This window comes from Nonomuraea sp. NPDC048901 (assembly GCF_040649695.1).
In the GTDB taxonomy this organism is placed as follows: Bacteria; Actinomycetota; Actinomycetes; order Streptosporangiales; family Streptosporangiaceae; genus Nonomuraea.
This window is the reverse complement of record NZ_JBEZFW010000002.1, coordinates 15,729-40,473: the sequence shown is the minus strand read 5'-3', so window position 1 is coordinate 40,473 and position 24,745 is coordinate 15,729. Positions and strand designations below refer to the sequence as shown.

The window sequence follows — 24,745 nt, the reverse complement described above, 5'->3', positions numbered from 1 at the left end:
CAAAGCGGTTGACCCTTGATGAGACGGAGGTTCGGCCGAGAACTCATCGGTGCGCCGCCAGCGCCGCCACGACCGCGTCGCGTCCCTGGAACCACATGGGGTACGGCGGCATCGCCGTCCGCACATCCTCGGCCAGCAGCGCCGCGACCTGCCTGGCCGGCCAGCCGAGCACGTCACGCAAGATCAGCACCGCGCGCTGCCTGGGCGGAAGGTGCTGGATCGCGGCCAGGAACGCCAATTCGTCGCGATCCGGTACAGCCAGGCGCGGAACGTCGAGCGCCCCTCGAACCCACGAAGGCTCTTCCAGGCCCGCAGGAACGTCTCCTGCACCAGATCCTCCGCCTCGTCGAACGAGCCCAGCATCCGGTAACAGTGCACCCGCAACTCCGCCCGATGACGCTCCACCAGCACCGCGAACGCCGCCTCGTCACCCGCCCGCGCGGCAGCCACCACCACATCATCGCGATCCGCGTCCACCGGCCGCCCCATCCGCGCGTACTCGACTCCCGGAAGGAACGCTACGACAGGCCGGACGGGACCGGCTCGTCCCACCGGCCCGCGTCCGCCTGCGCTTTACCCCGCCGGCTACCCCGTGCCGGCGGTGAACACCACGTCCACCCAGTAGTTGCTGGCCTGGTAGCTCTTCGTCGGGAAGCCGTTCGTCGCGCCGTACCGATAGACGCCGTTACCTCCTCCCGCCCCGCTCGCCAGCGCGAGGAGCGGATCGTTGTTGTACTGGGTGGCGAAATACTGCCGGTCCACCGCGTAGTTCCCCGAGGTCGTGAAGTACGAGACCACGTAGGTGGTGTTGGCGGCGATCGTGACAGGCGTGGCGAAGTTCATCCGCTGCCAGCCACTCGCCGTCTCATTGGTGAACGTCCCGGACGCCAGCAGCGCCCCGGCGCTGGTCCACAAGTACCCGGTATGGGTCCCAGTGTTCTGCGCCCCCTTGTAGAACCGGACCCCCAGGATTCTCCCGCTCGTCGTCGCCCTGAACTTCACGCCCAGCGCGACGGCCACCGGATCGTCCGCCGACGTCGTCGCCGGAACCGACGAGTCAGGCCACAGGCTGTTCGTTGGGGTCGGCGTCGGAGTGGGCGTCGGAGTGGGCGTGGGCGTCGGTGTTGGCGTGGGGCCGGAGGTGTTGAGGACGACGTCCACCCAGTAGTTGGTCGCCATGTACGTTTTGTTGGGGAAGATGCTGCTCCCCGCGTAGGTGTACACGCCGTTGCCGCCGCTGCTCGCGCTGTCCGGGGCGGTGAGAGGACCCCGCACGACCGCGTTCGAGAAGTACGAGACGTCCCTGGCGTATCCGCCGTTGGGCGCGAAGTACGAGGCCACATAGGTGGTGTTGGCGCTCACCGGGACCGGGGTCGAGAAGTTCACCTGCTGCCAGCCGGTCGCCGTCTCACCGGTGAACGTCGCCCTCCCCAGCAACTGGCCGCCGCTGGTCCACAGGCTCCCGACGTGGGTGCCGGTGTTGCCCGCGCCCTTGTAGAACCTGACCGCCGAGACGGTGCCCGCCGTCGAGGTCTGGAACTTCACCCCGACTTCGACCGGGCTCGTGTCATCGGCCGCGGGCACGGAGGGCACCGTGGACGACGTCCAGAGGCTGCAGGGGCAGTCCGTGGTCGAGTTGACCGTCCTCGTGGTGACGGGCGACTGGATGTTGCCGCTGTCGTCGACCGCCCTCACCATGATCGTCTTGGCACCGGTGCCTTGGATCGTCCATGCGTACTGCCAGGTGGTTCGGCCCGTCGCCTGGCGCCAGGTGGCGCCGCCGTCGACCGACACCTCCACGGCGCCCACCACGCCTCCGCCGGTGTCGGCCGCCGTTCCCAGGACCTGGATGGTTCCTGGGGTTACGTTCTCGCCGGCGGCCGGAGCCGTGATCGCCGAGGTCGGACGGGTGGTGTCGGTCGACGCCGTCGCCGCCACCAGCCCCGGTTGGAGACTGGCCGGCTGGGCTTTCATGTCGGCCAGGATGTTGACCGTCGCCTGTTGCATCCGGACATCTGTGGGAGTGCCCGCCCGGTCATGGACGCTGTCCAGGCCCCACGCCCACTGGACCGTGCCGGCGCCGAAGACCAGCGCGCCACTCGGCGCCTTGGAGAACGTCAGATTGTGCGTCGCGGTCCCGGCACCGTAGGTGCTACCGAAGTCGAGCAGGTATTTGTTGGACGAGAACAGCGTCGTCTGGGCGAGCCGCACCGTCCCCGGCGGCTCGAAGTCGTTGTCCGGGGCCTCATCCCATTCGAACCCGAGCGTTCCCGCCGGGAACGTCGCCGTCTGCCCTGGTTGCAGGCTTGCCACGGACGTGTTGCGCCAGAACCGCAGCGGCCCGTACTCCGCCGGAACGGTCATCGCGTCGTTGACCATACCGTTGATCCTGAAGAAGGTTCCGCTCACGCGGTTCTCCGGCCTGCCTCCGTCCGACGGCGGCGAGAAACGCGGGTCGCGCCACGTCCCGGTCCATTCCGGGCTGGGGTCGATCTTGGCGTTGGCGTGCGTCTCCTTGTAGCAGACGATCGTCCGGAAGGGCGTCATCGCACCGGTGATGCTCGGTTCCCATCTGGTCTTCCAGAAGATCTCGTTGCCGGAGAAGAAGGCCACGTTCACGCCGCTGTCGCGGGCGGTCTCCACGGTGTTGCGCATCTGGTTCGACCAGTACTCGTCATGCCCGACGGAGAGGAACGCCTTGTGCTCCAGCAATTCCTGACCGCGGGTGGCGCTGTCCACGCCGCTGAAATAGCTCACGTCATATCCGTTGGCCTCAAGCCATCGGACCATGGGGTATTCGGCGTTGAAGAAGAAGGTCTCCGGGGCGTCCATGGAGAAGGGGTCGCGCGTCTTGAACGGGCGGTTGTAACTCACCTTGTAGGCGCGGCCGACAGGATTGCCGAAGTAGAGGCTGTTCCCGCCGTACCTGTTGTACGCCTGCCAGGTCGTGTCGGAGGTCTGCACGAGAATGTCCGAGCCCCTGGTGTCGTCCCGGACGACGAAAATGATGTGGCTGGCACCGGTCGTTCCGTCCTCCCGGACCAGCTTCGCGATATAGACCCCCGAGACGGCGTCGCTGGGCACCGCCCATGAGGCCGACACCGCCCAGTTCCCGCAGTCGATGAGCCCGGTCGACGTGTCCTCCGCGCATGCGGGTTGCGACTGGGGCAGGGGGGCGGACGGCTGGACCGTCGTTATCTTTCGCGCTCCCATTCCGCCGTAATAGCCGATGCGGTAGATGTCGAGGCGGTAGTCGGTCGCCACGGTGTCGACCTTGAACAGCACGGTCTCCCCGTGATTGACGCTCATCTGCGTCGCATAGCCCTGGATGGTGCCGCTGCCCGCCCCCGAGATGTCCCATTCGCTGGCGGGGTTGCCGGGCTTGTTGTTCTCTATGCAGATGACGGAGGTCGGCGGGCAGACAGCGGGCCTCCGAGCGCCGACCGGCACTCCCGAGCGGGTTTCCCGCGCCTGCCGACGGGTGCCTTCCGCGACACGGGCCGCGAAGTCCGACGCGCTCCGCGCCGGTTCCGCACGGCCCGTACCCGCCGATACCGCACTCACAGAAGCTGTACTCGCAAAAGCTGTACCCGTACGGACCATGCGCGCCTCCGCGCCGGATCCTCCCCCAGCCCCGCAGACCAAGCCGGCCGCCATGGCGACGACCAGCCCGACGCAGGGCAGCCGACGCCTCCTCATGGCCTTCTTCTCACGCTCCGACATGTGCCACCCCCGGTCGCAGTACCCCACGCAAAAGAGCCGGGCAGAAGACGGCGACGCAGGCCGTCAAGATCATCGACTCAGTGAGGAATGCTATGGGCCGGACTGGTTACTCCTGGAGCGAGCGGTGATACGACAGCAGCTCTTATGAAATGGGCGTGTCGCCGCTTATAACGAGGAAAATCCCAGTAACCCGCGCCTCCATAGGAACGCGGCCAGGGCCGGGCTCGGCCGAATCAGACCTCGTACCACGCTCTGGCGACGTTGCAGCCGTACGGGTCGCCGGAGACCTCCGACACGAACCTGTCCGGCCCACTGCGCCGGTATATCCATGGTCCCCAGATGGTGGTCGTGCAGGGCCAGTGCCCGGAATTGCATTCGGCCCGCACCCGGAAGTTCCCGAACCCTGAGAGACACGTGGCCGAGGCCGTGTTGTAGGCGACGTCGATATAGGCGGAGCAATCCCAGACCGCGGCCTGTGCGAGTGAGGAACATCGTCGCGCCACGCCCTTTCGCCGCACTGTCGCGAGCAATGGAACGAGGAGAAAAGACCTTTTAGAATCCAGCTCTTGTCGCCCGGCCGAAGATCTCGACGAGTTCGTTCGCGCAGTGGTCCGGGTCAAGGCCGTCGACGATGCGCTCGGCCATCGCGTCGATCGACGCACGCAGGGCCGTACTCATCAGCACACTGTCGAACACCCGGAAAGCCCCCGTACGCTGCCCGTCCGTGAACAGCGCCACCAGCCTGGCGATCGCGGCGTCCCGCTCGTGGTCACCCGCGAACGCCTGGTTGTGCGCGATCTGCTGCACCGCGCGCACGTGTCCAGGATGGGTGGCGATGAAGGCGATGTTGGCCCGGATGAACGCCTCCAACTGCGCACCGGCTCCGGAGGCGGCGTCCAGTGTCGGACGCATGAAGGCGGCCGCGTCGGTGATGACCTGACGCACAACGGCCTCGAAAAGCTGCTCCTTGTTGGAGAAGTGATAGGAGATCAGCCTCTTGCTGCTGAGCCCGGCGTGCTCACAGATGGCCTCGAACGTGGTCTCCGCATAGCCGCGCTCGGCGAGCACGGCGATGGTGGCGGAGGCGATCTGGGCTCTGCGGGCCTCGGTGGCTTCGCGGCGAGTTCCGGAGGTCTGCATATCACCCCAGCTTGCCACGCTTCGGGTACGCCTCACGTACGGCACGACGGTTGACGATGACCGCGACGGCGGCGACCAGGACGCCGACCACTGCCTGCTCCGCCTTCATCCAGTCGGGATAGCCGCTGTCCGGCGCGAGGAGGATGAGCACGATTCCGATGGGCGCGGCGAAGGTGATGAAGCGGATGCGCAGGTAGGCCGATCGCTTGCCTCGTGCGGCCTGCCCCGCCAGAGCCACGAGCCAGACGGAGGCGGCGGCCACGGCGGCGCCGCGCAGCCAGACCACCCAGTTGCCACCGATGACGGCGGCCACCCCGAGCGTCGCGATCGAGATGACCAGCACGGCGACGAAGAGCGACCGGACCAGATTCCACGGTTTCTTATCCATGCGTATAAATTTACACAGGCGGATAATGTTCTGCAAGAGCCCTGGTGGACCACAGAAGGAAACATTCATCCAAGACACCCAGGCCCGGAGCTTGTGATGCTCGACCTCGTGTCCGGAACGTCGATAGGAGAGGTAATGACGAAGACCGTGGACAGCGCGCCAGAGGTTCAGGTGTCGAGTGGCCGGCTGCGGGGCCGCCATGACCAGGGAGTGGCGGCGTTCCTCGGGATCCCGTACGCCGCCCCGCCCTTCGGGCCACGCCGCATGCGACCTCCCGAGCCGCCCGTGCGGTGGGAGGGCGAGCGCGACGCTACCGATTACGGGCCGACCTGCCCGAAAGACAACGACGACCCGGAGGGCGCCGCGCTGTTCCCGGAGGCCGTGATCCCTGGCGAGGACTGCCTCAACCTCAACGTGTGGACCCCCGATCGCCAGGCATCCGGATTGCCGGTACTGGTCTGGATCCACGGCGGCATGTTCACGAAGGGGTCCGGATCCATCGCCGGCTACCGCGGCACCTCCTTCGCCCGCGACGGGGTCGTATGCGTCACGATCAACTACCGGCTCGGTGCCGAGGGCTTTCTCTACCTGGATGACGGCACCGCCAACCTGGGGCTGCTGGACCAGATCGCCGCGCTCGAGTGGGTCCAGGACAACATCGCCGCCTTCGGCGGAGATCCGGGGAGGGTGACCGTCGCCGGCCAGTCCGCCGGGGCCATGAGCATCATCACCCTCATGGCCATGCCCCGTGCCCGAGGCCTGTTCCACCAGGCGATCACCCAGAGCGGGGCGGCCGCCCAGACACTCACGGCCGAGAGCGCCGCAGGCGTCGCCTCAAGGCTGGCTGAGTCGCTCGGGGTTGCCCCGACCCGCGAGGCCTTCAGCGAGGTGCCAGTCGAACGGCTCACGCGGGCGGCGTCCGCCCTCGTCAAGGAGGTCCAGAGCGTCGCGGATCCGACCAAGTGGGGCAGCCTCCCCTTCGCCCCGGTCATCGACAGCGACGCCCTCCCCGACCATCCGCTCGACGCGCTGAGAAGGGGCGCCGGCAGCGGCGTGCGGCTCCTGGCCGGGTGGAACCGCGACGACACCCGGATCGGCCTCGTCCCCACCGGCATGATCGACCTCGCCGACGAGCGCATCCTCTCCGCGGTCGTGGGCGCCTACGGCGGGCCCGACGGGACGATCGAGCTCTATCGGGCAGCCCGGCCGGGAGCGAGCGACGGGGACCTGCTCGCCGCCGTGACCACCGACTGCTTCATCCGGGTTCCGGTGATCCGGGTCGCCGAGGCACACCTTGAGGCCGGCGAGGCCGACACCTGGATGTACCGCTTCGACCACGAGTCGCCGAGCTTCGCCGGCCGCCTCGGCGCCGCCCACGCGGTAGAGCTCCCGTACGTGTTCAACCTCCTCGACGAGAAGTCCAGCCAGGTTCTCATCGGCGACGAACCACCACAGGTCGTCGCCGACACGGCTCACGGCGCCTGGGTCCGCTTCGTCGCCGAGGGCGACCCGGGCTGGCCCCGATACAACCTGGCCAACCGGTCCACCGCCCTGATCGACGAGCGGATCACCGTCGCCGACGACCCCGACGGCGCCGAACGCGAGGTGTGGACCAACCGGCCCTGACCGGCGGTGCTGAGCGCGGGGCGTGTGGACCAGCCGACGCTGCCTGGGAGTTGCCATTCGGTGTCGACCGTGCGGCTCAGCGGTGGCGATCCATTTCTCGCCACCACCGGCCTATTGGTGCTGATCCAGGACCCTTGCCGACCCCCGGAGGCGCGTTGTGGCATTGCGACACCGCGAAGTGACTCCTACCATGTCGGCTGTGCGATCAGCCGAGTCGGCTCGCGCCGGTGCGCCTCGATGGGAGATCACGGTTCCATCGCGTCCCGGCCGGCTGCCGGGGGTCACGATGGCAGGGTTCAGCGATCAAGCGAATGAGCTGCGCAACGTCGCGCTGGTCCCGCACCCCACGGTCATGGTGATCTTCGACCTCGGCGACCAGCCATTCGTCATCGAAGACGACTGTGGTTCGCGGCAGCGAGAACGCGTCGTCGCCGGACTCGCCCCCCACAGGGCTCGAGGGCGGGGGTTCGCCAGCAGCTCCGAATGCCTCCAGCTGCGGCTCTCGCCGATGGTCGCACACGTGGTCTTGGGCGCCTCCTCGGAGCTGGGCGGGACGCTGGTCGCCCTCGACGACCTGTGGGGACGAGACGCCGTACGAACCCAAGAGCGATTGCGCGCCGCCGCCTCGTGGGAGGACCGATTCGCGATCGCGGAGGCCGCGCTGGCACGGCGGGCCGACGCGGGCCGAGCCCTCGACCCGGAAGTCACCTTCTCCTGGCGGCAGATGGTGGCCAGCCGAGGGCGGATACGCGTCGAACGACTGGTCACCGAGATCGGCTGGAGCCGCAAACGCCTTTGGTCCCGGTTCCGCGCCCAGGTCGGCCTCACCCCCAAGCGCGTCGCCCAGCTCATCCGCTTCGACCACGCGGCCCACCGCCTGGCCGCCGGCCATAGCGCCGCCTTGGTAGCGGCGGAGAGCGGCTACGCCGACCAGTCCCACCTTCACAGAGACGTCATGGCCTTCGCCGGGATGACGCCGGCAGCGGTCGCGGTCCAGCCGTTTCTCGCGATCGACGATGTCGCGTGGCCTCCCAAGCATGCATCTGTCATGCGACGAGAGCGAGCGTTCCAGAGGGTCCTGTCGCGCTGACCACGAGGAGGGATCATTCGGACTCGACCACTACCGGGTCCGCCGCGCAATCTCCTGATACGACTTCATCATCTTGGTCATGGTCGCCCACGCCCACCCGGCCTTCCTCGCCGCCCAGCAGCCGGCCCCGGTCCAGCACACAGGGCCCTCCGCCGGACAATCACCGCCCCAGCCCGCCGACCCCTACAGTTGGACTTTTCAGAAGATCTGGTCCCGCTCACCGCCTACGAGATCTGTCGTCCCCATGCCCGTCTCTACCAACCCCAGCACCCAGCCTGGCATTGTTTACGCTGGCCACGATGGAGACGCCGCCACCAAGCCCGCGCCCGCCGCTGCCGCTACCAGCGACAACAACACCTCCTCAACGGCTAAGTACGGCTGGAGTACTAACAGCCGAATACGCCCTGACTCGCCCATCGATTCTCTCAGCAAAGGTGGTCCCGCTCTTCTTCTCGGCGTGTCGCTTTTACCTGCGCGGCGGGATTCATGGCTGGTGCGGGGCCAGGCCGCCACGATAGCCGGGAACGATGGCCGTGTTCTCCACCAGTGCTTTCCACTGGCCATCCGCCTTCAGACGCCATCCCAGGAGGATGCCCGCCTTTGGCGTAACGGTCGGGAAGACGTACGGCTGGCAGGTGGCCCACGAAGGACACAATACTCAGCCTGTCGCTGTTTCCTAGATGGACTTCACCCAGGAACGGGCCACCTTGGGAGGCATCGCCAATTCCTCCTGTACGAGCCGGACCGCCTGCTCTTCGTATCCGCGAACCTTGAGCTGGCGCACACGACCGGTGAGTTCGGTAGCTCTGACGGCGTCCGTGTACTTGAGGACACGGCGCTGCCGAAGTATCCGAACGACCATCACAACCCAGAAGACAAGGAAGCAGGCGAAGAGCCCTAAGAAGCCCAGAGGAATCACGGTGTCAAGCATGAGCTGATCTTAGGTGTCATCTTCAGCTCCAGCGAAGGCCGGCTCGGCGGGATCTCAACTGCCCCATGTTTCGCTAGCCAGCGACCCCAACCTCCATCTCCTATGGGAAACCCTGATCGCATACGCGTAAGAGACTCGGCCAATACCGGCGCGTCCGATACAAGAGAGCCGATGGCAGCTTGGCGCCCGGTCCGTACTGTGACGACGGAAACGCCTTCAAAACTAAGTAGGCCGTCATAGACCACGGCGAAGAAACAGGAAGCGGCCACCGCAACTTGGGGCGTGACGGGCGAACCGCCCCGGGCCGAGGAACGGAAGCGGCGAGGCAGCCGATCGCCCCAGCCCTGACCTGTCATTGCTGTGGGCCGCGGCCGCCTTACTCGTGCCCGACCCGGCCGTCACCATAAGCATCGCCAATGTCGTGCTGATGCCGCTCTTGTTCGCCGGCAACATCTTCATCCAACCCGAACCATGCCCGGCCGGCTCCAAGCCTTCATCGAGATCAAGCCGCTCAGCCACGTCGCGATCGCAGCCAACGACACCGGCGGCACCGGCGGTTCTCTCGCCTGGTCGCTCATCGCGACCGCGGCCATCACCGCGCCCCTCGCCCTTCGCCTCTACAGGAAGCGGGATGACGCGCGCGTGATCGCCGACACCAAACCGAAGGACGAAGCGCTAGTACGCACTCTGGGCGCAGACGTGATGCCGCCCTGCGGAGGCGACTTCCCCCGGTAAATCCGAGTTCCCCCGTCACATCCGAGTTCCCCGGCGCATCTGGGCCGAAGTGCAGGCCGGCGTGGACAGGTGTGGTGGATGCTGCTGGAGCGGAAGGCGCTGCCGACCCTGTACGACAGCGGCCAATAGCTCACCGCAGTCTGGAGGCGGGCGGCATCACGCTGGCCTTCTGAGCCGGTCATCCGCAGGCCTGCTGTGCCGGGAGCGCCATGTGACCCACGCCGCCGCGGCACCACAGCCCACGCGAAACCCAGACTCGCACATGTACTGACGCAGGTCATCGCGGACACACCCACCACCCGCAGGTATCTGGTCAGCACCGAAACACTCGTCCACACGGCACTCATCCAGGCGCAGAGCCTACGGGTGACGACAACACCGGACCGCCGAACCGGTCAAATGCGCTCCACGCCCCGCTGGCATCTGCTCGGCACCGAAACACTCGCCCACGCGCCACTCATCCACATGCAGAACCCACAGGCGACAACAACACCGGAGGGTAACTGCGGCCAACCTGCCCACACCGATGGTCCCGAGCAGTCCTCATGCGCCCTACCCGACGACGAGCACACTCCGCCACATGCTCCCAACCGAGGACCCAAATGACCACAAGCAGGCGAAGCGCCAAATAAGAACGCCCGAGCGAAGCGAAGGCCCTACAGGGGTCGGGACCAGGCCCGACTGGAAGAAAACGCCTGAAGCCCCCAAGCGCGAAGCGCCAATGAGGCGAAGCCGATTGGAAAACCAAAAAAGAAACAGCCCGGAGCGAAGCGAAGGCCGATTGGCCCGACGCTGGGGGTCCGGGGGTTATCCCCCGGGGTAAACAACGAGGTGGCCAAGGGGAGCAAAGCCCCCGTAGGGGGCGAGCGACCATACCAACCCCGCCAACGAGTGGAGCTATGGGGATTCGAACCCCAGACCCCCTCCATGCCATGGAGGTGCGCTACCAGCTGCGCTATAGCCCCTGGTCACCGTGACGAGCTGGCTCGTGACGGCGCTCCGAGAGCATATAGCCATCGCGGGGATTCGCCTAATCGCGCCGTCCATGCGCCGCACTGGCCACCAGTACGGCCAGCCCGTCCAGCTGGCGCCGCAGCCCGAACTCGAAGAGCGAGTCCAGGTCGAGGTCGAGTCCCGGCTGCACGATCACCCTGGCCATGGTCGGAAAGCCGCCGGAGGAGAGCGCCTCGGCCAGCTGCCCCTCCCTGACCGCCGCAAGCCCCTCATGGTCGGCCTCCGGGGCCGCCGCGACCCCTCGTACGAACCCGGCCAGCGACACGCTGGCGTGCAGCATGGCGTTGGGGGTGAGGCCGAGGCCGTCGAGGGCGCGCAGGATCCATTCGGTGTGCGCCATCGCGTTGCGGACGAACTCTGGCCTGGTGAGCGGGATGGCCTGGGACAGCCAGGGATGGCGGCGGTGGAGGCGCCATTGAAGCCTCAGCGACACCTCCAGCTGGGCGCGCCAACCGGGCGGCGGCTGTGCGGGCAGCGGAATCTCGCCGTAGGCGGCGTCCGCCATCAGGTGTACGAGCTCGTCCTTGCTCTGTACGTGCCGATGAAGCGACAGGACCGAAGCACCGAGCTCGGTGGCGAGCCGGTCCATGGAGGCGGCGGCAAGCCCTTCACTGTCAGCGATCTTGATGGCCACGCCGAGGACGCGCTGCTCGGTCTGGTCCGCGGGGGCGGACTCCAGCCCCCCACCGCCGTCAGCCGCCTCGGGCAGAGCGTCGACCCGGTAGACCACCACGGTGCCGATCCCGGGCACCGGGCGTACCAGCCCTTCGTCACGAAGCGCGCCGATCACCTTGCTGGCCGTGGCCATCGCCACTCCCCAGTCACGCATGATCTGCCGGGTGGACGGGATCCTGTCCCCTGCCGCCAGCTCCCCTGCGGCGATCCGCCGCCGCAGCTCGCCGACGATCCGGAGGTAAGGCACCTCACCTCGGTCCACCGCGAAGTCTCCTCATCGCCCTAGCGCACTAAGACGAAATAACACCACATCCCCTCCGCCACCCGCACTAGAGCTACAAATCCGCTATCGCCGGAAGAATCCGCCCACGCAGCAGCCCCGGCTCACGCGACACGACTCGGACTCGACGCGACCCGGGCTCGACGCGGCAGACCGAGGGCCAGGCGGGGCTAGGCGTCCGGACGGTCGTCGCTGTTGACCGGCTCAGGCAGCGTACCCGCGTTGTGCTCGAGCAACCGCCACCCCTTACGCCCCTCCTGCAACACCGACCAGGAGCAGTTGCCGAGCCCGCCCAGCGCCGGCCAGAGCTCCTCAGGCAGCCCCAGCAGCTCACAGATGCCCAGCCGCAGCGCCGCCCCGTGTGAGGCCACGACCAGCAGGCCGTCGTCGTCGAGCCGGTCGGCCCAGCGGCGCATGGCGGCCGCCACCCGGCCGGCCACGTCGGCGACCGGTTCGCCGTCGGGGGCCTCCCAGGCCACGTACTCCTCCGGCCAGCGGGCGGCGATCTCGTCGCGGGTCAGGCCCTCCCACTGACCTCCGCCGCGTTCGCGGAGGTCCTTGTCGACGGAGACCTCGAGGCCGACGATCCGGCCGAGCGCCAGGGCGGTGTCGTTGGCCCGCTGGAGGTCGGAGGAGACGATGACGGTGGGCCGCAGCGAGGCCAGCAGGGACGCCGCCCTCGCCGCCTGGGCGACACCGGTCTCGTCGAGCGGGATGTCGGAGTGGCCTTGGAAGCGACGCTCGACGTTCCACAGCGTCTGGCCATGCCTGAGGCAGACGATCCTCTTGCTCAAGTGCGAGCCCGCTGGATGTTGGCCTGCGCCACGCTCTCCGGGAGCGGGATGGCCGGGCAGTCCTTCCAGAGGCGCTCCAGCGCGTAGAAGGTGCGGTCCTCCTCGTGCTGCACGTGTACGACGATGTCGAGGTAGTCGAGGAGCACCCAACGGCCCTCGCGCTCACCCTCGCGGCGTACCGGCTTGGCGTCGGCCTCGATGCGCAGCCTGTCTTCGATCTCGTCGACGATGGCGCGGACCTGGCGGTCGTTCGTGGCGGAGCAGAGCAGGAACGCGTCGGTGATGACGAGTTGCTCGCTCACGTCGTAGGCGAGAATGTCATCGGCCAGCTTGTCGGCCGCGGCCTCGGCGGCGATCTGGACGAGCTGGACGGCTCTTTCGGATGCGGTCACGATGCGGGTCGGTCCTCCTGTGTCGGCAACATGCCCCTATGTTGAGGGTACCCGTTACGGCTCCGCAGCCCCACGTATGGCACGAGCACCTTCACCCCTCTGCGTGGTAAAGGCCGCGTTTGTTGATGTACTGCACGATTCCATCCGGCACCAGGTACCAGATCGGCTCACCCTTCTCCACCCGCTGCCTGCACTCCGACGAGGAGATGGCCAGGGCGGGGATCTCCAGCAAGGTCACTTTCCCCGGGGGCAGGCCCGGATCGTGCAGCGTGTGGCCGGGCCGCGTACATCCCACGAAATGGGCGAGTTCGAACAGTTCCTCGGCGTCCTGCCAGCTGAGGATCGCACCGAGGGCGTCGGCTCCGGTGATGAAGTAGAGCTGTGCCTCAGGTCCGTAGATCGCGGAGATCTCACGCAACGTGTCGATGGTGAAGGTGGGCCCGGGCCGGTCGACGTCCACCCGGCTCACCGAGAAGCGGGGGTTCGACGCGGTCGCGATCACGGTCATCAGATAGCGGTCCTCGGGCGCGGACACCTCGCGCTCCGACTTCTGGTACGGCCGGCCCGTAGGCACGAAGACGACCTCGTCGAGATTGAAGTGGTGAGCCACTTCGCTGGCGGCGACCAGGTGACCGTGGTGAATCGGGTCGAACGTCCCACCCATCACTCCCACGCGTCGCTTTCCCTGGACACTCGGCGCGTTCATCATGAAAGGACCCTACGCGTCGGCTATCCGACACCCACATGGCACCCCCCGCTGACCAAAGCGGTCACCAACCCCGTCACGAACCCAGGTGATGAACGCGCGCCGTCCCGGCTGCCGACGTAGCATGCCGGGCATGACGACCACCCCGGACCGCAACCGCGTCCAATTGCCCGGCATCTCGTCTCGTGCCTACGAACACCCCGCAGACCGGTCCGCGCTGGTCGCTCTGCGTAAGTTGAGTGGGTTCGACACGGTTCTCAAGCAGATGTCCGGCCTCATCAGCGAGCGCCGCCTGCGCCTGATGTACCTGGCGTCGGCCGTGCGTGTGAGCGAGACTCAGTTCCGCTCCCTCTACGACATGGGCCGCGACGCCGCCTACGTCCTCGACCTGCACCGGATCCCCGAGATCTACGTCCAGCAGGACCCGCAGGTCCAGGCCAAGGCCATCGGTTTCGACGACCCGTTCATCGTGGTGACCACCGGCCTGCTCAACCTCATGAACGAGGAGGAGCAGCGCTTCGTCATCGGTCACGAGACCTCGCACATCCTGTCGGGCCACGCCGTCTACCGGACGATGCTCGACATCCTCACCCGCCTGGCCACCCGCGTGGCCTGGATCCCGCTCGGCTACATCGGCCTGCGCGCGATCGTCGCGGGCCTGGAGGAGTGGTACCGCAAGTCGGAGCTCTCCTCCGACCGCGGCGGCCTGCTCACCGGCCAGGACCCGGACGCGGCCAAGCGCGCGCTGATGAAGCTGGCCGGCGGCGCCTACACCCACGAGATGAACATCGAGGCGTTCCTGGAGCAATACCAGGAATACGACACCGCTGGCGACCTGCGCGACGGCTTCCTCAAGGTGCTCAACCTGCTCGGCACCACCCACCCGTTCGCCGTGGTGCGCGTGGCCGAGCTCGACAAGTGGCACCGCGGCGGCGAGTACGAGCGCATCCTCGGCGGCGACTACCCGCGCAGGGAAGACGACGCCAGCGCCCGGGTCACCGAGGAGATCAAGGCCGCTGCCGAGTCCTACCGCGCGTCGTGGTCGCAGTCGCAGGATCCGTTCATCGGCGTACTGCGCGACGTGGCAGAGGGCGCGGTCAACGCGGGCGAGCGCATCTTCAACCGCTTCTCCCGCCGCGACGGCGGCCAGGGCTAACCCACAGCCGGTCACAGAAGCAGCGCGATAGCGCGCACCGCCGCCGCGCACAGGGCGACGAACCCGCCCAGCACGGCCAGTGCGCGCAGCCCTTCCCTGCGCAGATCCGGCAGATGAGCGCCGACCCGCTCGATCTCGCGTCCGGTGATGCCGCCACACAGCATCCCGAACACGACACCCGCGGCGGTGACCGGCGCGGGCTGCTGCCACCAGTCGGCATCGATCTGGCCGCCGCCGATCAGCCAGAGCGCGCCACCCGCCGCCACCGCGACGGGCACGCCCGGCCACACCACGGCGGTCGCGGTCGCACCGGTGAACGCGAACGGGAAGAGCACCACGCGCAGGGTCACCCTGACCCGGCGCGAGACCCGCTTCCTGACCATCCAGTGGCTCATCCAGAGCGTCCTGGTCAGCAGGACGAACGCGGCCGTGATCCCGATCGTCGCGATCGGCCAGATCACCGACGCCACCACACAGGGCACGGCCAGCACCGCGAGCAGCAACAGCGCGGCGTTGCCCGCGGGCAGCGTGGTGGAGCCCGACTCCGACCTGAGTCCGGTGTTGCGCGTGCCCGGCGTCCGGGGTTTCCCGGTCACGGCCTTCGTGCGGCTCCGTACGGGTGTGGCCTTGACGCCCTCGCCTGTGCGGAGCCGTGGCCCCGTGCCCTTTCCGTCCGTACTCGTGCGGCCGCGGGGTGCGGGCACCTTCCCGTCCGCACTCGTACGGCCGCGCGGCATGGGGACCTTCCCATCCGGGTTCGTCCGCGTCCGCGGCGCGGGCACCTTCCCGTCGTCCGCGATCCGGCCGCGCGGTGGCTTGGCCTCCTCACCGGTCCGGCTACGCGGCTTGGCCTCCTCCGCCGTACGGCTGCGGGCTTTCGCCTCCTCTGCCGTACGGCCGCGCGGCTTGGCCTCCTCACCGGCCCGGCCACGCACCGCGACGCCCTCCTCTGCCGCGGGCACGGCACGGGCGGCATCGGGCTCGGCGGGACTGGTCGCCTTGGCCAGCCGTGACAGGCGATCGGCCAGCAGCGCGGCCGTCGGGCGCTTGCCCGGCTCCCGATTCAGCGCGGCCCGCACCAGCGACAACAGCGCCACCGGCACGCCCTTGAGGTCGGCCTGCCCGTTGAGCACCGCGTACATCTGCGCCTCGGCCGTCCCCCGCCCGAACGTCGGCCGCCCGGTCGCCGCGAACGCCACCGTCGCCGCCCACGCGTGGATGTCGGCGGGCGAGTCGACGTGCTCGTCGGCGAAGATCTCGGGCGCGGTGTAGCCGGGCGTGCCGAGAAAGGTGCCGGTCAGGGTGAGCCGGGTGGCGTCCAGCACCTGCGCGATGCCGAAGTCGATGAGGACCGGGCCCTCGGCGCCCATGATGATGTTCGCGGGCTTGAGATCGCGGTGCACCACGCCGGCCGCGTGGATGATCGCGAGCGCGGTGGCGATGCCCTGCGCCAGCTCCACCAGCTGCGCCATGTTGAGCGGGCCGCTGTGGCGCACCATGTCGAGCAGCGTGGCGCCCTCGATGTTCTCCATGACGAGGTACGGCCGGTCGCACGAGAGATCGGCGTCCAGCACCTTGGCCACGTACGGGCTCTCGACCCGGCGCAGCGCCCGGACCTCGCGTTCGAGCCTGACCCGCATGGAGTTGTCTTCTGCCAGGTCGTGCAGGACCTTGAGGGCGACCCGCTCGCCCCGGCGGGAGCTGGCGAGATAGACCTCGCCCATGCCGCCCCGACCGAGCCTCTCGAGCAGGGTGTACGGCCCGACCTTGCCGAGCTTGGTCACCGTCCCTCCCCGCCCGGCGCGCCCATAAGGGTCAACACCCTAGCGCTGGGACGCCTGATAGCGCGTGCGGCGCGCCGAAGCTTTATCGGCGGGATTGCTCGGACAGCATGCTGTCGAGCTCTGTCGTAAGCTCCGCCGACAGATCCTTCCTGCCCTTCCCGCGCCAGTGGATGTGGCCGCGGCTCTCCATCCACAGCAGCAGCCGATCCGCGCCGGCCAGCACCACGGCCGCGAAGGCCAAGGCGATGACGATCTCCATGTAGACCAGTCAACCGAGCTCCTCCGCTGACCGGTCACGCCGACACGCCACCGCTGCCCAACCCCGTCAGGCGCCTGACCTTGGGATGACCGTGCCTGCTGATGTACGCAGATGCCCTTCGCCGGTATAGACCCATTTGGTGGACGTCAGCTCGGGCAGTCCCATCGGGCCGCGCGCGTGCAGCTTCTGGGTGGAGATGCCGATCTCCGCGCCGAAGCCGAACTCGCCGCCGTCGGTGAACCGGGTGGAGGCGTTGACCGCGACGGCCGCCGAGTCGACCAGCGACACGAACCTGCGCGCCGCCTGCTGCGACCGGGTGACGATGGCGTCGGTGTGGCCCGAGCCGTAGCGCCTGATGTGGGCGACGGCCTCCTCCAGCGAACCGACGACGGCGGCGGCGATGTCGAGCGAGAGGTATTCGGTGCGGAAGTCGTCCTCGGTGGCCGGCTCCACCTCGCCGTAGGCGGCGATCCGAGCGTCGCCGTGCACGGTCACGCCCGCGTCCTTGAGCGCCTGGAGCGCCCGGGGCACGAACGCGTCGGCCACCCCGGCGTGGACCAGGAACGTCTCAGCCGCGTTGCACACCGACGGCCGCTGCGCCTTGGCGTTGACCAGGATGTCGACGGCCAAGTCCAGATCGGCGTCGGCGTCGATGTAGACGTGGCAGTTGCCCACGCCGGTCTCGATCACCGGGACCGTCGACTCCTCGACCACCGAGTTGATCAGCGACGCGCCCCCGCGCGGGATCAGCACGTCGACCAGGCCGCGGGCCCGCATCAGCTCCTTGACGGAGTCGCGCGTCAGGCCCGGCACCAGCTGCACCGCCCCGGAAGGCACCTCGGTGCCCTCCAGCGCGTCCTGCATCACCCGCACCAGCACGGTGTTGGAGGAGTAGGCGCTGGACGAGCCCCTGAGCAGGGCCGCGTTGCCGCTCTTGAGGCAGAGCGCGGCGGCGTCGACGGTGACGTTGGGGCGACCCTCGTAGATGATGCCGATCACGCCCAGCGGCACCCTGAGCTGGCGCAGCTCCAGGCCGTTGGGCAGCGTGCTGCCCCGGATCACCTCGCCGACGGGGTCGGGCAGGTCGGCCACCTGGCGTACGGCCTCGGCGATGGCCTCGATCCTGGGCCCGTCGAGGCGCAGCCGGTCGATCATGGCCTCCGGCGTGCCCTGCTCCCGCGCCTGCGCGACGTCCTTGGCGTTGGCCTCGACGATCTCGGCGGTGTGGGCGACGAGGGCGTCGGCGACGGCGCGCAACGCCCGGTCCTTGGGCGCCCGCGGCAGCGGGGCCAGCTCGGCGGCGGCCTCTCGCGCCGCGCGGGCGACCTTCAGGAACTCCTCGGACATCACACGCTCCTCTGCCGACCGCCGGCGAGCCGGCTGCCTGCCTAGTTGTGGCCTTCGGTATCCGGCCGCCTGGCTGCGGGCTTCCGGCGTTGCTTTTGGTATCCGGCCGCCTGGTTGCGGGCCTCCGGAGACCGATGGCCTGGTTGCTTTCGGTGACCGGTGGCCTGGCTGCGGGCTGCCGGTTTCCGGCTGTCTAGTTGTGGGCTTCCAGTATGACGATGTCGTCGCGGTGGATCAGCTCGCGCTCGTATTCGGGACCGAGCTCGTTGCCCAGGTCTCTCGTCGAGCGGCCGAGCAGTCCGGGGATCTCCACCGCGTCGAAGTTGACCAGCCCGCGCGCCACCACCCCGCCACGCGGCCCGCACAGGTCCACCGGGTCGCCGGCCGCGAAGTCGCCCTCCACCGAGGTGACCCCGGCGGGCAGCAGCGACTTGCGCCTGGCCACGATGGCCTCCACCGCGCCGTCGTCGAGCAGCAGCCGCCCGCGTCCGGTGGTCGCGTGGGCGAGCCAGAGCAGCCGGGTGCCGGGATGACGGCCGCCAGGGTGGAAATAGGTCCCGACATCGGCCCCGGCCAGCGCCTGAGCGGCGTGCGCGGCGGCGGTCAGCACGACGGGCACGCCGGCGCCGGTGGCGATCCTGGCGGCCTGCACCTTGGTGACCATGCCGCCGGTGCCGACCGCCGCGCCGTTCTTGCCGAGCTCGACGCCGACCAGGTCTTCTGGGCCGCGGATCTCGGCCAGCCGCCGGGACCCGCTGCGGCTCGGCGGCCCGTCGTAGAGGGCGTCGACGTCGGAGAGCAGGACCAGTGCGTCGCTGTGAATGAGATGGGCGACCAGGGCCGCCAGCCGGTCGTTGTCGCCGAAGCGGATCTCGTCAGTGGCGACGGTGTCGTTCTCGTTGACGATCGGCACGATGCCGAGCTCCAGCAGCCGGTTGAGGGTGCGCTGGGCGTTGGCGTGGTGGGCGCGGCGCATCATGTCGTCGGCGGTCAGCAGCACCTGGCCGACGCGCAGGCCGTAGCGGGCGAAGGAGGAGGTGTAGCGGGCGACGAGCACGCCCTGGCCGACGGAGGCGGCGGCCTGCTGGGTGGCGAGGTCGCGGGGGCGTGCGGTCAGCCCCAGCGGGCCCAGGCCCGCCGCGATCGCTCCCGAGGAGACCAGGACCAGCTGGGTCCCGGCGCGGCGGCGGGCGGCCAGCACGTCGACCAGGGCATCGACCCGGTCGACGTCGATCATGCCTTGGGGGGTGGTGAGCGACGAAGAGCCGACCTTGACGACGACCTTCGACGCTGAGCTGATCTGTTCCCGCACGTTCGAAGCCTATCGGAGACCGGCGACCCGACCTTCCCGGCCGATGCTCCCGCCGTCGGCAACCGGCCGAGGACCGGGATGCCGCCGGGGCAGGCCACCCGGGACGGAAAGCCGGGGACGCCAGAGGGCGGGCCGGGCGACCTAGGACCGAAAGCCAAGGGCCGGGCGACCTAGGACCGAAAGCCGGGGGTCGGGCGCCGCTAGAACCGGTTGTCGGTGCCGCGCGGCCCCTGCCGTACGGACTCGGCGTTGAGCGTGGGCTGCCAGTCGAAGACGTAGCCACCCTCCATCGGCCCGATGACGACCTCCGCGCCCGCGGTGGCACCGGCCTTGACCAGCTGATCCTCGATGCCGAGCCGCTCCAGCCGGTCGGCCAGGTAACCGACGGCCTCGTCGTTGCTGAAGTCGGTCTGCCTGATCCAGCGCTCCGGCTTCTCGCCGGTGACCTGGAAGAGGTTGTCGTTGACCCGGCGGACGCTGAACCCGGCCTCGCCGAGCTGCTTGGGCCTGAGCACCAGCCGCGTGGGCTCCTCGACGGGCTTGGCGGCCCTGGCCGCGGCCACCCATTCGCCCATCGCGAACGTCAGCTCCCGCAGCCCGTCATGGGTGGCGGCCGAGATCGTGAAGACCCGCAGCCCCCGCTCCTCGAACTCGCCCCTGACCAGATCGGCCAGCTCCCGGGCGTCGGGCACGTCGGCCTTGTTCAGCACGACCATGCGGGGCCGGTCCTCGAGCTTGCCGTAGGCCTCCAGCTCGGCCTCGATCACCTCGTAGTCGCTGATCGGGTCGCGTCCCGGCTCCATGGTGGCGCAGTCGATGACGTGGATGAGCATGTCGCACCGCTCGACGTGGCGCAGGAACTCGTGCCCGAGCCCCTTGCCCTGCGACGCCCCCGGGATCAGCCCCGGCACGTCGGCGACGGTGAAGACGGTCTCGCCCGCGGTCACCACGCCCAGGTTGGGGATCAGGGTGGTGAACGGGTAGTCGGCGATCTTCGGCCGGGCCGCGGACAGGGCCGCGATCAGCGACGACTTCCCGGCGCTGGGGAAGCCGACGAGCGCCACGTCGGCGACGCTCTTGAGCTCCAGCATGACGTCGAGCGCGTCCCCCGGCTCCCCGAGCAGCGCGAACCCGGGCGCCTTGCGCTTGGTGCTGGCCAGCGCCGCGTTGCCGAGCCCGCCGAAACCGCCTTCGGCGATCACGTAGCGGGTGCCGACGCCCACCAGGTCGATGAGCACCTCACCGGTGGCGGCGTTCTTGACGACCGTCCCATTGGGCACCGGAAGGATGACGTCCCCGCCATTGGCCCCGTCGCGGTTGGACCCCTGGCCCTGCTTGCCGTTGTCGGCCTTGCGATGCGGCCGGTGGTGGTATTCGAGCAGTGTGGCGGTGTTGGGGCTCACCTCAAGGATCACCGCGCCGCCGCGCCCGCCGTTGCCGCCGTCGGGCCCGCCGAGCGGCTTGAACTTCTCCCGGTGCACGGACGCGCAGCCGTTGCCGCCGTCACCCGCCTTGAGATGCAGCACCACTTGGTCCACAAAGTCAGCCATCCCGGCCCCTCCTCCTAGGCCGATCAAGGCCCGTCACATAACCCAGTCCACGGACCGGGGCCAAGAATGCGCACGTCACGGCGCGCGACCACGTCCACCGGAGGAGCGTGCCCCTGGACGGGCCCCGGCCCCGCACGGCGGGTGGGGCCCACCGCGCTGAGCCGTACACCATAAAAGCCATACAAACGCACTCAGGGACGGATCGAGAACCCGATCCGCCCCTGAGCAGGAAACTCTGAGAATCTACTCCGCCACCGGAACGATGCTCACCGCGCGGCGACCGCGCTTGAGACCGAACTGCACGTGGCCGGCGGCCAGCGCGAACAGCGTGTCGTCGCCGCCGCGGCCGACGTTGTCGCCGGGGTGGAAGTGGGTGCCACGCTGCCGGACGATGATCTCGCCCGCGTTGACCAGCTGGCCGCCGAAGCGCTTGACGCCCAGGCGCTGGGCGTTGGAGTCACGGCCGTTCCGGGTGGACGACGCGCCCTTCTTGTGTGCCATCTCTCTAACTCCCCGATCAGGCCTGGTCGATACCGGTGATCTTCACCTGGGTGTACCGCTGACGGTGACCCTGGCGCTTCTTGTAACCGGTCTTGTTCTTGTACTTCAGGATGCGGATCTTCGGCCCCTTGGTCTCACCGAGGATCTCGGCGCTCACCAGGAACTTGCCCGCCTCCGTGGTCACATCGCCGTCGTTGACGACGAGGACCGTCGGCAGCGAAACCGAAGTGCCGACCTCGCCGGCGACCTTGTCCACCTCGAGGACGTCACCGACGGAGACCTTCTGCTGCCTGCCGCCGCAACGAACGATCGCGTACACCGCGGAACCCTTCTACTGACTTCTGAATGCTGCGCCCGGCATTCGGTGCTGTCTGGAACCGACGAACCGAGTAGGCGCGCGAACAGGGCGCGCCGCTGGACGCACCGATTCTCAAGAGTACCGGATTAACGGTGCCCTGGTCGAACCGGACGGATCGTCGGGGCAGTCCGCCGAGGAGCGCTCCCTTGCGGGAGCGCCTGGCTACTCGGCTGACTTGGCTCGGCGAGAGCGTCGCCGCCCTCTGCCGGAAGTCTGGCCCGCCTGGTCGTCCTCAGCCGGGACGTCTTCAAGCGCATCGGTCACGGTATCACGGCTACCGGAGTCCTTGGCCGCGGACACCTTGTCCGAGACCGCCTTCTCGATGGCCATCTTGCCCTGAGTGCCGCGCGGCTCCGGCTTGGACTCGACCGGCTCCGTGGAGACGATCAGACCACGCCCGTTGCAGCAGTCACACGGCGTCGAGAAGGCCTCCAGGAGGCCCTGACCGACCCGCTTACGCGTCATCTGGACCAGACCCAGCGAGGTGACCTCAGCCACCTGGTGCTTGGTCCTGTCGCGCGCCAGGCATTCGAGCAGCCGCCGCAGCACCAGGTCGCGGTTGGACTCCAGCACCATGTCGATGAAGTCGATCACGATGATGCCGCCGATGTCGCGGAGCCTGAGCTGGCGGACGATCTCCTCGGCCGCCTCCAGGTTGTTGCGGGTGACGGTCTCTTCGAGGTTGCCGCCCTGCCCGGTGAACTTGCCGGTGTTGACGTCGACGACGCTCATCGCCTCGGTACGGTCGATCACCAGCGAGCCGCCGCTGGGCAGCCAGACCTTCCGCTCCATCGCCTTGCCGAGCTGCTCGTCGATCCGGTAGGACTCGAACACGTCGCCCTGCTCGGTGTCCCACTTGGACAGGCGCTCGCCGAGGTGCGGCGCGACATACTTGACGTACTCCTCGACCGTCTCCCACGCCTCCTCGCCCTGCACGACCAGCGAGGTGAAGTCCTCGTTGAAGACGTCGCGGACCACGCGGACGGTCAGGTCCGGCTCGGCCGAGAGCAGCTCGGGCGGGCTGGCCGACTTGGCCTTCTTCTGGATGTTCTCCCACTGCGCCGACAGGCGGGCCACGTCGCGGGCGAGTTCGTCCTCAGAAGCGCCCTCCGCGGCCGTGCGCACGATCACGCCGGCGTTCTCGGGCATGACCTTCTTCAGGATGCTCTTGAGCCGCGTGCGCTCCTTGTCGGGCAGCTTGCGGCTGATGCCGGTCATCGAGCCGTCGGGCACGTACACGAGGTAGCGGCCCGGCAGACTGATCTGCGACGTCAGGCGGGCGCCCTTGTGACCGATCGGGTCCTTGGTGACCTGCACCAGCACCGACTGACCGGACTTCAGCGCCGCCTCGATGCGCTTGGGCTGGCCTTCCAGGCCCGCGGTGTCGAAGTTGACCTCACCGGCGTACAGGACGGCGTTGCGGCCCTTGCCGATGTCGACGAAGGCGGCCTCCATCGACGGCAGTACGTTCTGGACCTTGCCGAGGTAGACGTTGCCGACATAGGACTGGCTGGCCTCACGGTTGACGTAGTGCTCGACGAGCACGCCGTCCTCCAGCACCGCGATCTGGGTGCGGTCGCCCTGGCGGCGCACCACCATCATCCGGTCGACCGACTCGCGCCGAGCCAGGAACTCCGACTCAGTGATGATCGGCGGACGCCGGCGGCCCAGCTCGCGGCCCTCACGACGGCGCTGCTTCTTGGCCTCAAGCCTGGTGGAGCCGCGCACGCTCGTGACGCCGTCGGCGGAGATGTCATGGCCGGCGGCGCGGCCCGTGCGGGGCGCGCGGATGCGTACGACGGTGTTGGGCGGGTCGTCCCCGGCCGGCTCGGCGCCGTCGTCGGCACCACGGCGCCTGCGGCGGCGACGCCGGCGGGAACTGGACGCCTCTTCTTCCTGAGGCTCCTCGCCCTGTTCGTCGTCGGACTCGTCGGACTCGTCGTCGGCGTCGTCACGCTCGCGTGTTTTGCCACGGCCCCTGCCGCCACGACGGCGGCGACGACGGCGGCTGCCGCCCTCCTCCTCCGTCTCGTCGGCGGTGTCGGCCTCCTCGTCGGTGACCGTCTCCGCGGCCTCCTCGGGCTCCGGGGCCGCCTGCTCGGGCTGCGGTTGCGGCTGCGGCTCTGGGCGCCGGGTCGCGGCGGGCTTGGCCTGGGTCGGGTCCGGGGCCTGGAACAGCGGCGCGAAGATGGCGGCGGGGCGCTGGAACGCGGTCCCCTGCTGGCTCTGCGCCCGCGCGGACAGGCCGAACGGGTCGGCGAGCAGGCTCGGCCGGTCGACCTCGTCGAGGTCCTCGCCGGCGGGCTCGTCGTCCAGCGGCTCGTCCTCGGGCAGGAGCTCGGTGACGTCCTCTTCGGCGTCGGCGCTGCCGAGCCGCTCGGCGGCCGCCTCACCGACGCCCGCCGCGACCTCGGCGGAGCGTCCCGGAGCCGTCTCGACGCTCTCAGCGGCCGCCTCAGGCTCTGTCTTCTTGCGAGTGCGGCGACGCTTGGCCGGGGCGGCCTCGACCGCCTGCTCGCCCCCCTCAGCCGCTTCCAGGGTGCTCACGGCCTCACCGCCGGTGCCGGTCACGCTCTCGGGGACCCCACCGCTGGTGTCCTGCGCGCTCTCCGGCGCCTCGTCCGCGGCCTTCTTGCTGGTACGGCGGCGCGTCGTCGTGGCCGTCGACCGCGTCCTCGCCGCCCTCTTGGGCTTCTCCTCAGCGACGATGTCGGCGGCCTGCGCCACAGCGTCATCCATGGCCTGCGCCACGGCGGCCTCAACCGGGCTCGCCGGCTCGACCGGGCTCGCGGGCTCGGTCGCAGCGGCCGCGACCGTGGTCGTGACCGTGGGCGACGGCTCCTCTGGCAGCTCGGGCGGCGGTCCCGCCGGCCGGCTCGCGGCACGGCGACGCTTTGTCACCTTGGACTGTTCAGTTGTCTCCCCGCCGGGGCCGTCGGCCCCGCCGTTGGGCTCGTTCTCGAGCATGCGGGCGCTCTCCCGTC

20 protein-coding genes, 1 tRNA gene and 1 pseudogene are annotated in these 24,745 nt (G+C 69.0%); 4 read left to right on the top strand and 18 right to left on the bottom strand.

Translation table 11 applies throughout. From position 1 onward, the window contains the following. Positions 1-133 precede the first annotated feature (133 nt). From AB0C30_RS05230 to AB0C30_RS05215, 4 genes and pseudogenes are all read right to left on the bottom strand, one after another. Positions 134-363: pseudogene (locus tag AB0C30_RS05230) on the bottom strand (sigma factor); the annotation flags it as partial. A gap of 222 nt (positions 364-585) precedes the next feature. Beyond that, positions 586-3,564, bottom strand: coding sequence for a DUF4082 domain-containing protein (locus AB0C30_RS05225; RefSeq protein WP_357939825.1), 2,979 nt, complete (start codon positions 3,562-3,564; stop codon positions 586-588). A 711-nt stretch (positions 3,565-4,275) separates the two neighbouring features. Continuing rightward, positions 4,276-4,863, bottom strand: coding sequence for a TetR/AcrR family transcriptional regulator (locus AB0C30_RS05220; RefSeq protein WP_357939823.1), 588 nt, complete (start codon positions 4,861-4,863; stop codon positions 4,276-4,278). Position 4,864: 1 nt separating this feature from the next. Further along, positions 4,865-5,251, bottom strand: coding sequence for a hypothetical protein (locus tag AB0C30_RS05215; protein WP_357939821.1), 387 nt, complete (start codon positions 5,249-5,251; stop codon positions 4,865-4,867). A gap of 135 nt (positions 5,252-5,386) precedes the next feature. Here AB0C30_RS05215 and AB0C30_RS05210 point away from each other — a divergent pair, with 135 nt between their 5' ends. Next, positions 5,387-6,877, top strand: a complete 1,491-nt coding sequence (locus tag AB0C30_RS05210) for a carboxylesterase/lipase family protein (protein ID WP_357939819.1) — start codon at positions 5,387-5,389, stop codon at positions 6,875-6,877. A gap of 286 nt (positions 6,878-7,163) precedes the next feature. Next, positions 7,164-7,967, top strand: a complete 804-nt coding sequence (locus AB0C30_RS05205; protein ID WP_357939817.1) for a helix-turn-helix domain-containing protein — start codon at positions 7,164-7,166, stop codon at positions 7,965-7,967. A gap of 676 nt (positions 7,968-8,643) precedes the next feature. Here AB0C30_RS05205 and AB0C30_RS05200 read toward each other — a convergent pair. Further along, the gene (locus AB0C30_RS05200) at positions 8,644-8,898 is read right to left on the bottom strand and encodes a hypothetical protein (protein WP_357939815.1); all 255 of its coding nucleotides are present in this window, start codon (positions 8,896-8,898) and stop codon (positions 8,644-8,646) included. A gap of 471 nt (positions 8,899-9,369) precedes the next feature. Between AB0C30_RS05200 and AB0C30_RS05195 the strand changes: the two genes are divergently transcribed. Further along, entirely contained in the window at positions 9,370-9,633 is a 264-nt protein-coding gene (locus AB0C30_RS05195) for a hypothetical protein (RefSeq protein ID WP_357939813.1), read from the top strand. Positions 9,634-10,525: 892 nt separating this feature from the next. On the opposite strand, the gene AB0C30_RS05190 is transcribed toward AB0C30_RS05195, so the two are convergent. The 5 genes from AB0C30_RS05190 to nadD all read right to left on the bottom strand — a co-directional run bounded on the left by AB0C30_RS05190 (position 10,526) and on the right by nadD (position 13,497). Continuing rightward, positions 10,526-10,598 (bottom strand) — tRNA-Ala (locus AB0C30_RS05190). 65 nt (positions 10,599-10,663) lie between these two features. Beyond that, positions 10,664-11,584 (bottom strand): TetR/AcrR family transcriptional regulator C-terminal domain-containing protein, encoded by a 921-nt coding sequence (locus AB0C30_RS05185; RefSeq protein WP_357939811.1) that lies wholly within the window; start codon positions 11,582-11,584, stop codon positions 10,664-10,666. Positions 11,585-11,772: 188 nt separating this feature from the next. Next, positions 11,773-12,396, bottom strand: a complete 624-nt coding sequence (locus tag AB0C30_RS05180; protein ID WP_357939809.1) for a histidine phosphatase family protein — start codon at positions 12,394-12,396, stop codon at positions 11,773-11,775. Beyond that, positions 12,393-12,788: a ribosome silencing factor gene (gene rsfS / locus AB0C30_RS05175; RefSeq protein ID WP_357648089.1), complete on the bottom strand. Its 396-nt coding sequence runs from the start codon at positions 12,786-12,788 to the stop codon at positions 12,393-12,395. The genes AB0C30_RS05180 and rsfS overlap by 4 nt, the downstream gene beginning before the upstream one ends. Positions 12,789-12,879: 91 nt before the next feature. Further along, a complete protein-coding gene (gene nadD / locus AB0C30_RS05170; RefSeq protein ID WP_357648087.1) occupies positions 12,880-13,497 on the bottom strand; it encodes a nicotinate-nucleotide adenylyltransferase in 618 nt (205 codons plus the stop codon). Between the two features lie 121 nt (positions 13,498-13,618). Between nadD and AB0C30_RS05165 the strand changes: the two genes are divergently transcribed. After that, entirely contained in the window at positions 13,619-14,650 is a 1,032-nt protein-coding gene (locus AB0C30_RS05165) for a M48 family metallopeptidase (RefSeq protein WP_357939807.1), read from the top strand. 11 nt (positions 14,651-14,661) lie between these two features. On the opposite strand, the gene AB0C30_RS05160 is transcribed toward AB0C30_RS05165, so the two are convergent. The 8 genes from AB0C30_RS05160 to AB0C30_RS05125 all read right to left on the bottom strand — a co-directional run bounded on the left by AB0C30_RS05160 (position 14,662) and on the right by AB0C30_RS05125 (position 24,728). Beyond that, positions 14,662-16,434 (bottom strand): protein kinase, encoded by a 1,773-nt coding sequence (locus tag AB0C30_RS05160; RefSeq protein WP_357939805.1) that lies wholly within the window; start codon positions 16,432-16,434, stop codon positions 14,662-14,664. Positions 16,435-16,516: 82 nt separating this feature from the next. Beyond that, positions 16,517-16,693 carry a hypothetical protein gene (locus AB0C30_RS05155; RefSeq protein ID WP_357939803.1) on the bottom strand — a complete coding sequence of 59 codons (177 nt, stop codon included), beginning with the start codon at positions 16,691-16,693 and terminating at the stop codon, positions 16,517-16,519. 66 nt (positions 16,694-16,759) lie between these two features. Beyond that, a complete protein-coding gene (locus AB0C30_RS05150; RefSeq protein WP_357939801.1) occupies positions 16,760-18,040 on the bottom strand; it encodes a glutamate-5-semialdehyde dehydrogenase in 1,281 nt (426 codons plus the stop codon). Between the two features lie 193 nt (positions 18,041-18,233). Then, positions 18,234-19,352 carry a glutamate 5-kinase gene (gene proB, locus AB0C30_RS05145; protein ID WP_357939799.1) on the bottom strand — a complete coding sequence of 373 codons (1,119 nt, stop codon included), beginning with the start codon at positions 19,350-19,352 and terminating at the stop codon, positions 18,234-18,236. A 200-nt stretch (positions 19,353-19,552) separates the two neighbouring features. Further along, positions 19,553-20,902 (bottom strand): GTPase ObgE, encoded by a 1,350-nt coding sequence (gene obgE / locus AB0C30_RS05140; RefSeq protein ID WP_357939797.1) that lies wholly within the window; start codon positions 20,900-20,902, stop codon positions 19,553-19,555. Between the two features lie 243 nt (positions 20,903-21,145). Then, positions 21,146-21,403, bottom strand: a complete 258-nt coding sequence (gene rpmA / locus AB0C30_RS05135) for a 50S ribosomal protein L27 (RefSeq protein WP_090773491.1) — start codon at positions 21,401-21,403, stop codon at positions 21,146-21,148. Positions 21,404-21,419: 16 nt separating this feature from the next. Continuing rightward, a complete protein-coding gene (rplU, locus tag AB0C30_RS05130) occupies positions 21,420-21,722 on the bottom strand; it encodes a 50S ribosomal protein L21 (RefSeq protein ID WP_357939795.1) in 303 nt (100 codons plus the stop codon). A gap of 201 nt (positions 21,723-21,923) precedes the next feature. After that, on the bottom strand, positions 21,924-24,728 hold the full coding sequence (locus tag AB0C30_RS05125) for an Rne/Rng family ribonuclease (RefSeq protein ID WP_357939792.1): 2,805 nt from the start codon (positions 24,726-24,728) through the stop codon (positions 21,924-21,926). Positions 24,729-24,745: the final 17 nt, after the last annotated feature.

What these genes read in the sequence shown, in the direction of transcription:
- AB0C30_RS05220 (WP_357939823.1), bottom strand. Translation starts at nt 4,863, where the DNA reads ATGCAGACCTCCGGAACTCGCCGCGAAGCCACCGAGGCCCGCAGAGCC.
- AB0C30_RS05215 (WP_357939821.1), bottom strand. Translation starts at nt 5,251, where the DNA reads ATGGATAAGAAACCGTGGAATCTGGTCCGGTCGCTCTTCGTCGCCGTG.
- AB0C30_RS05210 (WP_357939819.1), top strand. Translation starts at nt 5,387, where the DNA reads ATGACGAAGACCGTGGACAGCGCGCCAGAGGTTCAGGTGTCGAGTGGC.
- AB0C30_RS05205 (WP_357939817.1), top strand. Translation starts at nt 7,164, where the DNA reads ATGGCAGGGTTCAGCGATCAAGCGAATGAGCTGCGCAACGTCGCGCTG.
- AB0C30_RS05200 (WP_357939815.1), bottom strand. Translation starts at nt 8,898, where the DNA reads ATGCTTGACACCGTGATTCCTCTGGGCTTCTTAGGGCTCTTCGCCTGC.
- AB0C30_RS05195 (WP_357939813.1), top strand. Translation starts at nt 9,370, where the DNA reads ATGCCCGGCCGGCTCCAAGCCTTCATCGAGATCAAGCCGCTCAGCCAC.
- nadD (WP_357648087.1), bottom strand. Translation starts at nt 13,497, where the DNA reads ATGATGAACGCGCCGAGTGTCCAGGGAAAGCGACGCGTGGGAGTGATG.
- AB0C30_RS05165 (WP_357939807.1), top strand. Translation starts at nt 13,619, where the DNA reads ATGCCGGGCATGACGACCACCCCGGACCGCAACCGCGTCCAATTGCCC.
- AB0C30_RS05155 (WP_357939803.1), bottom strand. Translation starts at nt 16,693, where the DNA reads ATGGAGATCGTCATCGCCTTGGCCTTCGCGGCCGTGGTGCTGGCCGGC.
- AB0C30_RS05150 (WP_357939801.1), bottom strand. Translation starts at nt 18,040, where the DNA reads ATGTCCGAGGAGTTCCTGAAGGTCGCCCGCGCGGCGCGAGAGGCCGCC.
- obgE (WP_357939797.1), bottom strand. Translation starts at nt 20,902, where the DNA reads ATGGCTGACTTTGTGGACCAAGTGGTGCTGCATCTCAAGGCGGGTGAC.
- rpmA (WP_090773491.1), bottom strand. Translation starts at nt 21,403, where the DNA reads ATGGCACACAAGAAGGGCGCGTCGTCCACCCGGAACGGCCGTGACTCC.
- AB0C30_RS05125 (WP_357939792.1), bottom strand. Translation starts at nt 24,728, where the DNA reads ATGCTCGAGAACGAGCCCAACGGCGGGGCCGACGGCCCCGGCGGGGAG.